Here is a 14,760-nt window from a genome sequence, read left to right on the forward strand (position 1 = left end):
ATCCCATCCCTTCCGATGGCGCTTGCATTTCGTAACATTTAACCGCACGGGAGTGTTGCCACTACCTAAGATAGTGGTGAGTCACTCTTTGAGTGGATTTTCAATTTTCAGTGCCGCTTAAGGAATTTCAATGGAGAAGTACCGTTGAGGATTCGCTCCGATTACATTAGTGCTGTTGAAATTACCCGTAGGGCTGAAGCTATTGGTGGCAACGCGCGTCCACTGGGACAGAGGCAACGCTACGTTAGTGGTGGCAAGGACCGTATAGGTGCCTCCCTGTGAACCGTTGCTGCCACTGAATATCAGGCTCCCGCCGGAGATCGTAACACTGCCGATGCTTGGCTTCGGACCAGAGCTTGAAACAACCAGATTCACACTGGAGCCGTTGACAGAGAGGGAAGCTGTGGCACCAGGCGCCAGGCCGGCACCAGTAACTGTAACACTGGGCGTACCAACGCTAATGACCGCGCCGGGAGCAGCCTGGATCAGGCTATAGACCCCTGCCCCCAAAGCTGAGGAGCCAGAGTTGTTGATCGTGATGGAACTTCCACTCAGGATCAACTGACCTTGTGATATTTGCGAAACAAACAGGGCCGGATGGTTGGCATCACCATTGAAGGTTTGGGGCTTGAAGATTAACGCCAGAGGAGAAGTCAGAGTAATCGTCGCTCCGCTGGAAGCAGCGCCTTTTATGGTTGCGGCGGTGGATCCAACAACCGTTCCGGTGCCGCTGGCGCCCAGGGTGACGCCGCTGGGCAAACCATAAGAAGAGTACGCGGATACATCGAAGGTTGCTCCGGCGGCAATGCTAATCGAAGGCGTGGTATTGATCGAGCCGCCGGTGGCGAGCGCGAGGGTGGCGTTGTTGGTAATCAGTGTTGCGCCAGTATAGGTGTTTGCCCCGCTTAATGTGAGCGTGCCGGAACCGCTCTGGGTCAGCATGCCGGTGCCCGAAATAACTCCGGATAAGGTCTGCGCCGATGAACTCGCGTAAGTGAACGAACCATAATTACCAATATTCCCCGCATAATTCGTGGCGGTGCCAACGCCCAAACAGCCCGATCCACTAATCAGGAGCATGCTGCTGTTGGTGATGAGGGTGTTTCCTGTATAGGTATTGGTTCCGCTTAAATTGAGCAGGCCGGGGCCGCTTTGGGTGAGTGCGCCGGTCCCGGAAATAACACCGGACAAGATTTGCGAGGCCGAGCTGGCGTAGCTGAAGTTAGCATTGTTAAGGATGGAAGCTGCATAGCTGCCGCTGCCCAATTGACCGGCTCCACCAATAACGAGCACTCCCCCGCTGATGGTGGTTGGACCAGTGTAGGTGTTCGTGCCGGAAAGGACGATCGTGCCGGGTTCTGCGGTGAAGGTGATGCCGTAGGCCCCGCCGGATTGCGAGATGGGGCCGCTGATGGTGGCGAGCTTGGCAGCGCCGGATTGTCCGTTACCCATCGTGGTGTTGCCGTACAAAGTCACCGGCCCACTGATCAGAGCGCCATTCTCCATTCGCAACGCACCGTGGGGCTCAGAATTTCCAAGGCCGTAAATATTCACCGCAGAGGCGATAGTGACACCTGGATTGGCGACATAGAGCGTGCCACCAGCGGCGATGTTTACAGTGGCGGCGCTGGTTAAGCCGACTCCCGTTGTGAGAATCTGGGCCTTGGCCGTCCCACCGGGGCTCACGGGGCAATTGATCGTGCCGGTAAAGCCGGACATTGAACCGCCAAGTTGAAGGTTGTTGTTGGCGGTTTCCGAGATGTTAACGATTCCCGGTCCACTAATGGTGTTCGCCAGAATGACGTTGTTGCCAACGATGCCCACATTCAGGGTGCCGTTATCAGTGATGGCCCCCGTGCCGCCCGAACTGGCCGAGTTGACGAGTACCACAGTGCCGCCAGGGTTAATGGTTGTTCCACCGCTGAAAGTGTTGGCGTTGGTCAGGGTCAAGGTGCCAGTGCCGGCGTAGGTGAGAACTCCACTCCCGCTAACCTTGCTCGCCAGCGTGATGTTACCCTGACCACCAATCGTCGTTGGTGCGGTCAGGACGACACCGCTGCCGCCATTGGTGAGAGTGGATGTAGTCGCGCCGGCGCTGTTAATCAAAGCCCCGCTTCCACCGATGCCGGTGCCCGAGAGTGTGAGAGTGCTCATGTTGTCGTTCTGGCTGTTCAAATCAAGAACGCCGCCGCTGTTGACCGTCAGAACGCAGGTGCTGAAAAGATCGAAGCCACCGGTGCCGCTCAACTGAAGTTTGGCGCCACTGCCCACGGTGCTTGCGCCACCGCCCAGCCCATGCACATTGGAAGCACTGGCTTTATTGATGATCACAACGCCTTGATTGATGGCCATCGTGAGCGAAGGGTTGTCTACAGAGCCATCCAACACCAGCGTGCCAGCGCCCGTTTTAGTGAATATCTGAGCGGAATTGCCGCCGCCATTTCTCACCTGACCGCTCAGGGTCAAGCTGCCGGCGGGCACATCAATGTAACAGGTGGCGGAGCCGCTGCCGGTGACATTGCGCGACGTGCCGGTCACGCCTCCACCAGTATAGGATAAGGTGCTTCCAGCCAGCATGGTCACAGGGCCGGACGGGCCGATGGAACAGTTCGCGTCGGCTATCGTATTCGCTTTCAACGTTGACCCATTGATTACCGTGCCGCCCGCGTAAGTATTGATCCCGCTAAGGCTCAGCGTGCCTGGGCCGGTTACAATTATCGGGTTCGCACCAGACTCGGCGATGGTGCAGGCGACAGTAGTATTACCGGTGGGAACTGAAATCGTCGGATTGTTGCCGTCCAGGGTCAGGACGGATATACCGTCCATGTTGGTAATGACGTAGCCGCTGGTGGCGAATGCAAGCTCATCCGCGTTCACGCTCGCAGCCAGCGTAACAATGCCAGCTGTTCCAGCGAAATTTGCGATTGCATCAGTTGGCCAAAAGGTATCCGGGCCGCCAGTAAACCAATTGTGGGTGGTATCGTCCCAAGATCCAGTACCACCACTGCCAGGTGTCGCAGTCAGGTGTGTGGGATCCCAATTCGCCTGACCTGAGACGTTGAGAATGCCGGGGCCAGTAAAAATGGCACTGGTATTTGCCGCCCCGGAGCCGACTGCGCCGTAAGTTCCAGGAGGCTGGGAAGTCGTACCGATAACCAGCAGACCAATGGTTTGAGTGCCAGCAAAGTTAAGGTTCACCGTGTTCGCAGATGGCGAACCAGGAAGAGTGAGACTCGCAACCGAAGACATGGAGGTGACGGTGTCAATTTGCAGGACGCCCGTCCCAGCGATAACGACATTGCCGGGAATGGCACCGGCGGCGGCCTCGACAGTGCCGGAGTTGATTATGGTTGCTCCACTATAAGCATTAATCCCCTGAACCAGCAGCACACCTGAGCCAGCATAGACCAGCGAGGCATTGCCACCGATAATGGCAGGCAAAATCATATTACCCGCCCCACCAACGGTTGTGTCCGCAGCCAAGGTAATTGGAGTGGTGAGCGTTGGGCTTGTGCTCGCCGCGCTGTTGATGAGCGCTCCCGTGCCGCCGATGCCGTTGCCGGAGAGAATCAGCCTGTTGAAGGTGGTGCTTGGCTGGCCGTTCACGTCGAAGACGCCGCCACTGCTAATCGTCACCGGGGCCGAGGCGCCGTTGAAAATGTTAGGGTCGTACGGCGTGGTGCCCAACTGGACGGTGGCGCCCGCGGCCACGTTCAGGGGGTTGCCAATGGCGTGCCCACCACTCTTGTTCAAGATCACCGTGCCGGCGTTGACGTTCATGCCCAGGGACGAATTATCGCCGCTGCCGCTCAAAGTCAGCGTGCCAGCGCCCGTCTTGTTCACGAGCCAGGCCGCGCCGCTGGTGACCCGGCCGGAGAGCTCCAGGTTGATGCCGCCGGGCACGTCAATCGTGTTAGTGGTACCGGCCGTGCCGTTAAATTGGCGACCCGTCGTCTCGTTGGAAGCGGAGGTGTAGAGCAGCGTGGCGCCGTTCAAGTTCACTGCCCCACTGCCGAGCGAGCTGGCGGAGTCGTTGAGGGAACCCGCGCTCAACGTACTATTGATGATCGTCGTGTCCCCTGAGTAAGTATTGGCGGGGTTCAATGTCAGGGTGATGGAACCTTTGATGGTGAGCGAGCCGGTGCCGGAAATGGTTTTAGTGAAGTTCAGGCTGTTGTTGCCATTGAAAACAAACGCCCCGTTGTCGGTCACGATTGGGGCAGTGCCCAACTCTTGTCCGGTGAGAGTGCCACCATTACCCACTTGCACTGTGCCTGAGTTGATTGTGAGACCGCCGCTGAAGGTGTTGATACCGGTCAGGATTGCCGTGCCGGTGCCCGATTGCACCATGGAGGTTGGATTGGGTCCATCTTTAAGGCCAACGCCGTCGCTGCTGCTCAAGGTGTAGGTGCTTCCGGCATTTAAAAAGGTCATTGTTCCAGCGCCGTTCGCTGTTCCGATGGCGATGCCGCCCGTCGCGATGGTGAGATTGGTTGTCGCCACTGAAACCGGTCTTCCGTTGCTGTAATAGGTGTCGGCGAAAACGCAACCGGGCTGAAACGAAGCAGCTTGTTCCACGTTGAAAAGATCCAGCAGCGTGGCGGCTGTTCCCACCGGCGCGGTATAGACATTGGTGCAGAAATTGTGGGAGGTGGCGTCCAGTGTTGCATTGCCACCGCTGCCGCCGAGTCCGTTCCACGATCCAATGCCATTATTGACGAGGGCGAAGGCTTTGTTGTTATAAAGCTGAGCAACGTCAGTTGCCGACAATGCCCGGTTATAGATGCGCACCTCATCGATGGTGCCTTGGAATGGAAGAGTAACAGTTCCGTTGGCGGCAGCACGAGCTCCAATGGTTACCGGAAGATTAGTGCCATACACCGTCGTGTAAGTATTGGCATTGGCGCCGCTTTGCCTCACGCCGTTGACATACAAAATTGCCTCAGCGTTTGCCGTGCCCAAGGGTTCCAGGACGGTTACGGTGACATGATACCAAGTGCCGGCGGCGGGGATCGTGGTAGAGGCCGCTCGCTCGATGGCCCCCAGGGATACATTGTGGAAACAGCCTTCGAATTTTCCGGCTGAGTTGATGTACAAGGCATAGGCCTCCGCATTCAGAAGGCCCTTGGAAATGATGCCCGCGTTCGCAGGTTCAGACGTGCCAACGACGCTGCAATTTACCCAGGCCGAAAGTGTCCATGCTTTATTTGCAGTTGGCGTATTCAGGCTGGGAGAATCGGCGACATTGACGTACGTGTTGGTGCCAAAACCAGCGAGACTGTTCGTAAACATCAGCCCAAATGGCCACCCGTTGTTTGGGTCCGTGGAATTAGTCCACATATTGTTGAACGTGGCGTCGCTGTAATTCAGCAAAGCGCCATTATTGTTGTTGCCGGATAAGTCGGTGACGGTCGAAACGCCAGGTCCATCGGCGAGACTCCAATAGCCTACCAGACCGGTGGTGATGTCCGCTCGAGCACTCAATCCGGGAGAAGTGGCAACGAGGGCAACAATGGTGGCGGTGAGGAGACGGATAGTTTTCATGGCTATTCGTGGAGTAAATTTGGGTTCGATGGTTGTTTAGCGATTAGCAAAAGAGGTGTCAACGTCTTTTGTAAACCGAGGCATTCTAATCAACTTTTCCAAGATTGAGAACTGAGTTGGGACGCACCCTTTTCTACCGAATAAATGAGAGCAGTTCCAAGCTCGATGAGGGTGCGTTCCGATTGAAACGAAAACACTCTCACCATAGCCATTTCAAATCACCGGCATCCGCGCGCAACGTAGATGCAGATGTCGCCGACTAAGTCCACCGTTTTGTTTGCTCGTTACTCGCTACTTCAATGATGCCTGCGGTTGGTCAGCGGTCCAGTGATGTGCTTACCGCGTTCAACGGCCCAACTGGCTTTTTTTGCGATTGGGCTGCCGGAAGGCTTTTTGTTCGACCAAGCTAACGGCGGAATTACGGGCACGCCGATTGGATATATTGTAAATCTGCAACCGGCCATCATAACTGGCCGTGTAAGCGTAATCGCCGGATGTCACGACATCCCGTGTGGTGCCGTAATTGTTCGCCGTGCTTACATAAACCGGAGTGCCCTGAGCTGGGAGGTTACTATTCGAGGTGAAAAGCAGCATGAAGGCCAGAATAAGAAACCAAAGGATTTGGATCTTTTTTATCGCGAGCAGGGAAAGGGTTACTGAATTGGAGAAATGATGGGTTTGACAAGTTGTGGTGAACCATATTGGCTGAGATTTTACGCTGCGCTGTCAATGAAAATGGAGGTTGGATATGTTCGGCAAGACGGGTTGCGGAAGGAGAGAAATTTTATGAGTTCAGGCACGGGCGGGACCAACACGAGTTTCAAGTCGTTCAGGCGTAGCACGTTCCGCATTAGCAAATCTGAGCTCCGCCCTTATACAGTTGGAGAGTCTGTGTCCATGCGATTTGTTACATTTTTAGGCGATGTTAAAAATGGTGGTGTGCATCAAGAATGGATTTGGCATAATGGCAAAGCGTTTGAGAGGGATTATGAACGAGTTGATGGCTGAATGGTCTATTTCAGACCCTGGTTCCGAAGGGTTTGGAGCTTTGTGGAGATATGGAAAGAGCGGGACGGGTATGAATTGGTTGAGGTTGGGAACGGGGCGGCGAGCGACAATGAACGGCAGTTAACGGCAATTAAGAAAAAATTTCAGTGGTGCTTTATGAGTGAAGTGGTGAGTCAAAACCTTGAAGTGGGTTCGCGGTGCACCGTGACGTTCCATGATATTGCCTTTGGTGGTGAGGGTGTGGCGCGGGTGGATGAATTTGTAGTGTTCGTGCCGTTCGTGATGGTGGGCGAGGAGGCGGAGGTGGAGATCACGGAGGTCAAAAAAAGATTTGCCCGGGGCAAGTTGGTGCGGGTGTTGAAGACGTCGCCAGAGCGGGTGAAACCCTTATGCCAGTATTTTGGGGACTGTGGCGGTTGTCAGTATCAGCACATGGATTATGCCGCGCAATTGCTGATGAAGCACAAGCAGATTTGCGATTTGTTCGAGCGGATAGGCGGCATTGATCCAAAGGTCGTGGGGCCAGTCATCCCCTGCCCCCAGCCGTACGGTTACCGGAATCGCATTATGATCCGGAGTCAGTGGGACAAGTTCAAACAGGGTTTGAATATTGGATTCATACGCGCGGATAATCGCCTGGTGGTGGATATCGAGGAGTGCAAAATTTCAGAACCCGCGGTCAATGAGCAGATTCAGCATGTGCGGAAGAATCCGCCACCGAAGGGAGGCATCAAGGTCGTTTTGCGGGTGGCACCGGAGGGTTGGGAGGTGCCACGGGATTCGTTTTTCCAGAATAACTTTTTTCTGCTCCCCGAATTAGTCGGGGTGGCACGACAGTTTTTGAAAGACAGCGGCTCACGGTTTCTGGTAGATGTATACTGCGGGGTTGGCTTCTTCAGTCTTGAGCTGGGGGATTTGGTCGAAGGTTTTGTGGGCGTGGAGTTGGATCAACTGGCCATCAAGGCAGCGCGGAGAAACGCAGAGAAACGCAACTTGAAGAATGGGGAGTTCGTGACGGGGCGGGCGGAAGAGATGCTGCCGGGATTGATGCAGCGATTTTCGCCGGAGGCGACGACGGTCTTGATCGATCCACCGCGGACGGGTTGTTTGCCGGAGAGTTTGGAGTTGTTGAGGCAAACCAGGCCGAACCAGTTGATTTATGTCTCCTGCCACCCGGCGACGATGGCACGAGACTTGAACGTTTTATGTGCGGAAGGTGTCTTTGAATTGGTGAAAGTGATTCCTTGCGACATGTTTCCTCAGACCGCGCATGTAGAGTGCGTGGCAGATTTGCGATTGAAGTCCGCGACTCTTTCCCGATAGAGTCGGGAATTCACGAAGACCTTTAAAGCAAGCAACAAGCATTACAAATTATCCCTGCCACTAGCATGAGGACAGAACGCGAATCAAGTTCGAACACGAGTTACGTAAGGTCATTGTTACCCTGGATTTTGGCTGCCTTGATGATGGTGGTTTATATTTTCACGCTGAACCACTCATATTCCCTTGGAAATCTTGGTCATATATCCGAATTGGCAGGCTGGAATTGGCGCAGCACTATTGCCGGGCCGGTAACTTTTCTGCTCACGCTTCCCTTTCGCTGGCTGCCGGTAAAGATTCTGCCACTGGCGCTAAACTTGTTTGCCGCTTTCTTGGGAGCATTAACTCTGGCTTTGCTCGCGCGTTCCGTTGCCTTGCTACCCCGGGATCGAACCCAGGAGCAAAGAGAGCGAGAACCCAGCACCCATGCCTTGCTCTCCACCAAAACTGCGTGGATACCACCCCTGCTCGCCGTGTTGGTGTGCGGTTTGCAAATGACGTTTTGGGAACATGCCATTGAGTTCACCGGTGAGATGGTGGACCTCCTATTGTTTTCCTACTGCATACGCTGCCTTTTGGAATTCCGGATTGAGGAGAAGGAATCGTGGTTGATAAAATTTGCCCTCGTTTGCGGTCTGGGCATGGCGAATAGTTGGGCCATGATCGGTTATCTGCCAGCCTTTATCCTGGCCTTGATATGGATCAAAGGCGTGAGATTTTTCCAGATTAGCTTCATGCTGAAATTAATGGGTTGTGGTTTGCTCGGCTTTTTACTCATCCTATTGCTGCCGCTCAAGGCTGCCCTGGCACATCCTGAAAATGTCACTTTTTTCAAGTTATTAAAAGTAGTGCTTTCCGCGGATAAGAATTATTTATCTGGCTTGTGGCACTATTTCCCCAAGGAAACCTGGTTGGTTTTAGCACTTCCGTTTCTTCTTCCATTGGTTGTGATGGGTATCCGTTGGTCCTCATTTTTTGGAGATACGAGTCCCTTCGGCATTTTCCTCGCAAAGGCAGCGTTTCATATTGTGCACGCTTTATTCCTGGGAGCCTGTGTTTGGGTGGCCTTGGACCCTCCATTCAGCCCTCGCATAAGCGCCCATGGAACCGTGCCCTTTCTTTCATTTTACTATTTAGGGGCTCTGAATGTGGGTTACTTCAGCGGATATTTTCTGTTAATTTTCCGTCCGCCGCCCGTCAAATCCCGTCATCGGAATCGTCCTAACATGCAACTGCCGAATCACCTGGCGACGGCTTGTATCTGTTTGCTCGTGGTTTTGACGCCGTTGCTTCTCGTGTGTCGTAACCTGCCTAAAATTTCCGCGAACCTTAGCCAGAATTTCGTGAGCTATAACAATCTTATCGAACAAAGTCTTCCGAAAAAAGGAGCAGTGATTTTAAGCGATGATCCTCTGCGGCTTCAGGCGCTGCAAACACACCTGGGTCTGCAAGGAAGGGATAAGGAATATTTGTTCGTGGAGTCCAGCGTGTTACAAGAACCAGCTTATTTCAAGTATTTGAATAAAAAGTATCCTCAATATCGGTTGCTTCGAGGAGGATCGCAGTCCTTGGACTCAATAAGCTTGATAAATTTGATGACAGAGCTATCCAAGGAATACGAGGTATTTTACCTCAATTATAGCTTCGGCTATTATTTTGAGGAATTCTATAAAGAGCCGCATGGACTGATTTTTCAACTCAAAGGATTTGATAAAAAGGCTTCGATGCTGCCTCCTGCGCCGAATTCCCAGGATCTGGCGGAAAATCAGGCTTTTTGGGAGAAAATTGACGGAAAAGAGTTATCTTCCCTGAAGGGTGCAATAACCACCTCTGCACCCCAGCCAAATCTTCCTCTCATACAACATATTTTTACTTCTCTGCACCTGACAAAGGAACCGGATTACCGAGCCTTATATTTAGGTACTTATTATTCGACGGCTCTCAACAGCTGGGGGGTCACTCTTGAAAGAGCAGGAAAGTTAAATGATGCAGAGAAATACTTCCAGCGGGCTGAAGAACTTAACCCCGATAACGTTCCATCGCAGGTCAATGGTCAGTTTAACAAGGATTTGCTGGCGGGCAAAAAACCTGTAATCGCGCCACCCAGAAGGATTGAGGATAAATTCGGCAAACATCATGACTGGACTGATCTCTTGAAACAGGACGGCCCGTTTGATGAACCAAATTTCTGTTACCAACTCGGGGTGACATTGGCTCGTGGCGGCAATTATCGCCAGGCCATCGAGCAATTTGATCGCGCTAGAACCCTGACTCCGGAAAACAACAATTGCAACTTATGGCTGGCGCAATTGTATATTTCCACCCTGCATTATTCGAATGCACTGGCAGCAGTGAATAAAGCACTCGACGCGGCTCCCAACGATCCAGACGCTCTTTTCTTTAAAGGCATTTCCTTGATTCAGTTAAAGGATTATGACGGCGCAATTCCCCCACTCAATCAGTTACTAAACCTCCAGACCAATAACTATTCTGCCAAACTAAATCGTGCCATTGCTTATTTGCACAGCGGCGATCTCAGTGCCGCAAGAAAGGATTATGAAAGCATTACCAGTGTGGCACCTAAGGTTTATCAGGCGTATTACGGTTTAGCCGAGATTGCCTATCGTAATAAAGACAAGCCTGCCGCCATCAATTATTATAAGAGCTATCTTACGAATGCCCCCCCAGACACAGACGAGGTAAAGCAGGTCGAGTCCCGTTTAAAAGAGCTGGGAGCCGGATCCCCATAAGCGTGAAGCCCAGGATGCGTGTTACCCACGTCATCACGAGATTGATAGTGGGTGGAGCCCAGGAGAACACCATTTCCTCGGTGCTCGGGCTTCAGCAACGACCGGATTTACTGGTGGATTTGATTTCCGGACCTTCCACTGGACCTGAAGGATCACTCGAAATGTGCTTTTCCAGCCAGCCAAAAGCTCTAACCACCATCCCCGAATTGGTGCGTCCAATTCATCCCTGGAAGGATTGGATCGCCTTCCGAAAGTTAACGAACTGGTTTCACCAAAAACAGCCTTCAATCGTTCATACTCACAGCGGAAAGGCTGGAATTCTAGGACGGCTTGCCGCCGCTCAGGCAAAGGTTCCAACCATTATTCATACCATCCACGGTCCTTCCTTTGGACCGTTTCAAGGCCCTGCCTCGAATTGGATGTTTCGCCAGGCGGAACGCAGGGCGGGCAGGGTTACGACACATTTTGTAACTGTGGCCGATGCAATGCGTGATCAATATCTCGCGGCGGGCATTGGCAAAATGGAGCAATACACCAGAATTTTCAGCGGCTTTGCCCTGGAACCCTTTTTATCCTCCACAAATGACGCAACCATTCGCGCACGTTGGGGGATTGCTGCCGAGAGTATTGTCATCGGAAAAATTGGACGCTTGTTTGAACTAAAGGGACATGACGATCTTTTTTCGATAGCTCCGGTACTGGTCGCAAGGTTTCCGGAGATTAAGTTTCTTCTGGTTGGAGACGGTCCCTGGCGCGCTCGATTCGAAGCCAGGGCAAAAGAGTTAAACCTGGAGAACAGTTTCATTTTTACCGGACTGGTTCTTCCGTCAGAAATTCCCGGGCTGGTGGGAATAATGGATTTGTTGGTGCATCTCTCCTTGAGAGAAGGTCTGCCCCGGGCTCTTCCTCAGGCTCTCGCAGCCGCGCGCCCGGTAATCGCACACGATTGCGATGGGGCGAGGGAAGTTTGCTTCAACGGTAAAACCGGATTTTTAGTTCGTCCCAATGATCATGAAACTTTAATCAGACAGATACTGCTGCTGGTGAGTGATGAACCATTGAGACGCAGGCTGGGGCAACAAGGACAGGACTTTGTGCGCGAGCGATTCGGCGTTGAACGCATGGTCAGTGATTTATACGCTCTCTACCTGCAACTGACGACCGACAGCCGAAAGCTGAAAAAGTGAAATTTCCTTTTAACGTGTATCTAGCGACATTGCTGGGCGCCTTCCTGGTTTCCATTGGAGCGCTTCCAGTATGGCGCAGAATCTGCATCCGCAACGGTCTGGTGGATGATCCCGGACATCGTAAAATTCATGGTATCCCCATTCCCCTCGCTGGTGGATTATCCGTGCTGACTGGAATTCTTTTTCCGCTTTTATTCGGCTTGGCGGTTTTGCATGCGCGTGTAATCAGTTTTGAAGACGTAACCAGTCTGTTAAGTTACGGATTTAATCGCCGCATCACGGAATTGATTGTGATATTTGTTGGGGCGATTGGAATGATAGTGATCGGTTGGTTGGATGACAAGTTTGAGCTTCCACCGCTCGTTAAATTCGGTGGACAACTGGTTATTGCCTCGCTGGTGGCCTTGGCGAACGTCCGGATAACGTTATTTATCCATAACACCGTGTTTAGCTATGGCATAACCATTCTGTGGATTCTTACCATGATCAATGCCTTTAATTTCATGGACAACATGAATGGCCTTTGCACGGGACTGGGTGCGATTGCCTCGGGCTACTTCGGAATAATTTCTGCCATCGAAGGTCAGTATCTAGTCGCCCTCCTGGCATTGCTCTCACTGGGCGCATTGCTCGGATTTCTCCCGTACAACTTCCCCAAAGCCAGCGCTTTTCTTGGCGATGCCGGAAGCCATCTTGTGGGATTCCTCCTCGCTGTAATGGCCATCCTGCCGCACTTTTATACCCCAAAACATCCACATCCCTGGGCGGTACTCACGCCGCTTTTTGTTCTGGCGGTTCCACTGGGTGATCTGATTTGCGTGGTCCTGATCCGCTCGAGTCATGGCCAGCCTTTCTACATTGGTGATAACAATCACCTCTCCCATCGTCTGGTGAGGAAAGGATTGAGTCACCGAAACGCAGTCCTGCTCATTTGGGCCCTGGCCGCACTTATAGGAGCGGTGCCTGTGCTGCTGCTGCTAAGTTCAGGTTAACTCTGAGGGGCCCTTGCTCTGTCCTCTGGCGGCAATGGCTTCTGAAAGGAGGCCGAGAACTTCAGCCCGGACTATCGCTCCCACCAGGCGGTTTTCAGACAACGAATTTACCACCGGAACGTTTCTTTGCTCGCTCGAAAGCATTATGGGAAGCGTGTCCAAAAGAAGTTGATCTGGAGTGACACATGAGGGAGCAGGCCTCATGACGTCATATGCGATTACCGCTCCCATCTCCGCTCCAGCATTGAGATACTCTTTGAGATCCTGCAAAGCCACTATACCGATGAGTTGATACTTCGAATCCACGACTGGCAGAAAGTTGTTGGAACTGGTGAGAAAGCGATCAGCGATTTCTTGCAATGTTGCCGTCTCACGCAAGGGTGGCACGGGAGCTCGCATCAGATCACCTACCGTCTGCTCCGTCGCCGAACCCGACCGTAGATTCTCCCGATTCACCAGCAATCCCTTTTTCCGAAGCGGCTCCGTGTAGATGGAGTCGGGGTAAAGCCTCCGTGCCATCAATGTGGAAACGACACACGCCAGCATAAGAGGAGGCATCAGAGAATAGTTCAATGAAACCTCGAAAACCATGATCATCGCGAGCAATGGAGATCGAGTTGTAGCTGCCAACATACTACCCATCCCCACCAGAGTGAATACCGAAGTCGGCAGTACCATCCCCTGTCCCGCATCATGCAGACCGGCGCCAAAAATATAACCCAGCCCAGCGCCCAGGAAAAGCGTTGGAGTAAATACTCCACCCACGGCGCCAGATCCCACCGTGGCAAGTGTTGCGAGGAGTTTCGCAAGGAACAATCCGATCAGAAAAATGAGCGGTGACGATTCATTCAGGAACTGTTCGTGAAGAATCCGGTTCGTAATTCCATAGCCGTTCCCCCAAACTTGGGGGAATGCCATTGCCAGGCAGCCGGCAAAGAACCCACCCAGGGCAAGACGGACGTATACCGGCGCCGGAACTCTTTTAAATATCTCCTCACTCCATGCCAGCATCTTAAGAAAAACTGCCCCCATGACACCCGTTACAATTCCGAGCAGTAGAAACCACGGTAGTTGCGTTAAACTTTTGAAATCAAACTGGGTTACCTCATACCATGGTTTCAATCCAAAAAAGCTGCGAGAAACCATGGATGCCACCACGGAGGAGAAAACGAGAGGCGCAAACAAGTTCATTGAGAAATTTCCCAGCACAATCAGGGCGGCAAAAACGGCACCTGCAATCGGTGCATTATAGGCAGCAGAAATTCCTGAAGCCGCGCCACACGCAACCAACAAACGCAATCGATAAGGTTGCCAGCGGCATAATTGTCCCCACTTCGATGCAAAGGTGGCGGCCAGATTCGTAATGGCGCCCTCTCGCCCGATGGACGCACCGCTGCCAATGCTCAGCAGCGAAGAAATGGCTTTAACAATTGTCGTCCTAAACGGCAGCCTGCCGTCACTCGCCACTACTACTTCCAGGATGTTGCTCGATCCCTGTTTTCCGACCAACCGCAGTCCCCAGTAAAGCACGACACCCGCCAATAACGCGCCAACGGTTGAAATCACAAGCCTTTCCAAGGGGGGCACTTTCTCTGCTACCGCCACAATGTCGCCGCTGCGATGCAGGAATAGCTGCTGCGAAATGTCGATGCCATAATGGAAGACAAGGTTGACAAAACCTCCAATTACACCCACGCCGCCAGCCAAAACGAGATGAAAAGCTTCTTCACTGAAGCGAAACTTCTCGCGTATCTGCAGGGCGCGTTGCCAGTGTCGACGTAGTAATGCGTGAATAGTCGATGACAACTGGCGTAAGGTATCCAAACTTAACTGCACTCTCTTAATGTTACGGATTCCTGCTTGTTTGACGAGAAGGTAATTTTAATTCCATTTTCCATAATCAACGTAACATACGTAACATTGTACAGTTGCTCTCCTCACTGGAATCGTGGAGAAATT

General features: G+C 52.6%; 7 protein-coding genes. 4 read left to right on the top strand and 3 right to left on the bottom strand.

The annotated features are described in order from the left end of the window. Positions 1 to 117: 117 nt before the first annotated feature. Both CFLAV_RS07275 and CFLAV_RS33965 read right to left on the bottom strand, forming a co-directional pair. Entirely contained in the window at positions 118 to 5,544 is a 5,427-nt protein-coding gene (locus tag CFLAV_RS07275) for a beta strand repeat-containing protein (RefSeq protein ID WP_007414014.1), read from the bottom strand. Between the two features lie 345 nt (positions 5,545 to 5,889). Next, positions 5,890 to 6,138 carry a hypothetical protein gene (locus CFLAV_RS33965; protein WP_007414015.1) on the bottom strand — a complete coding sequence of 83 codons (249 nt, stop codon included), beginning with the start codon at positions 6,136 to 6,138 and terminating at the stop codon, positions 5,890 to 5,892. A 570-nt stretch (positions 6,139 to 6,708) separates the two neighbouring features. On the opposite strand from CFLAV_RS33965, the gene CFLAV_RS07290 reads away from it, so the two are divergent. From CFLAV_RS07290 to CFLAV_RS07305, 4 genes are all read left to right on the top strand, one after another. Next, positions 6,709 to 7,875 carry a class I SAM-dependent RNA methyltransferase gene (locus tag CFLAV_RS07290; protein WP_150107313.1) on the top strand — a complete coding sequence of 389 codons (1,167 nt, stop codon included), beginning with the start codon at positions 6,709 to 6,711 and terminating at the stop codon, positions 7,873 to 7,875. Positions 7,876 to 7,940: 65 nt separating this feature from the next. Further along, the gene (locus tag CFLAV_RS07295; RefSeq protein WP_007414018.1) at positions 7,941 to 10,622 is read left to right on the top strand and encodes a tetratricopeptide repeat protein; all 2,682 of its coding nucleotides are present in this window, start codon (positions 7,941 to 7,943) and stop codon (positions 10,620 to 10,622) included. A 14-nt stretch (positions 10,623 to 10,636) separates the two neighbouring features. After that, positions 10,637 to 11,809: a glycosyltransferase family 4 protein gene (locus CFLAV_RS07300; RefSeq protein ID WP_007414019.1), complete on the top strand. Its 1,173-nt coding sequence runs from the start codon at positions 10,637 to 10,639 to the stop codon at positions 11,807 to 11,809. After that, positions 11,806 to 12,801: an MraY family glycosyltransferase gene (locus CFLAV_RS07305; protein WP_007414020.1), complete on the top strand. Its 996-nt coding sequence runs from the start codon at positions 11,806 to 11,808 to the stop codon at positions 12,799 to 12,801. The genes CFLAV_RS07300 and CFLAV_RS07305 overlap by 4 nt, the downstream gene beginning before the upstream one ends. Here the strand turns inward: CFLAV_RS07305 and CFLAV_RS07310 are convergent. After that, on the bottom strand, positions 12,793 to 14,637 hold the full coding sequence (locus tag CFLAV_RS07310) for a ClcB-like voltage-gated chloride channel protein (protein ID WP_007414021.1): 1,845 nt from the start codon (positions 14,635 to 14,637) through the stop codon (positions 12,793 to 12,795). The two genes, CFLAV_RS07305 and CFLAV_RS07310, sit on opposite strands and share 9 nt — an antisense overlap. Between the last annotated feature and the right edge of the window lie 123 nt (positions 14,638 to 14,760).

Source organism: Pedosphaera parvula Ellin514 (assembly GCF_000172555.1).
Classification (GTDB): domain Bacteria; phylum Verrucomicrobiota; class Verrucomicrobiia; order Limisphaerales; family Pedosphaeraceae; genus Pedosphaera.

Bases quoted from the DNA above. Each gene is read 5' to 3' on its own strand.
- CFLAV_RS07290 (WP_150107313.1), top strand. From the start codon at position 6,709: ATGAGTGAAGTGGTGAGTCAAAACCTTGAAGTGGGTTCGCGGTGCACC.
- CFLAV_RS07295 (WP_007414018.1), top strand. From the start codon at position 7,941: ATGAGGACAGAACGCGAATCAAGTTCGAACACGAGTTACGTAAGGTCA.
- CFLAV_RS07300 (WP_007414019.1), top strand. From the start codon at position 10,637: ATGCGTGTTACCCACGTCATCACGAGATTGATAGTGGGTGGAGCCCAG.
- CFLAV_RS07275 (WP_007414014.1), bottom strand. From the start codon at position 5,544: ATGAAAACTATCCGTCTCCTCACCGCCACCATTGTTGCCCTCGTTGCC.
- CFLAV_RS33965 (WP_007414015.1), bottom strand. From the start codon at position 6,138: ATGCTGCTTTTCACCTCGAATAGTAACCTCCCAGCTCAGGGCACTCCG.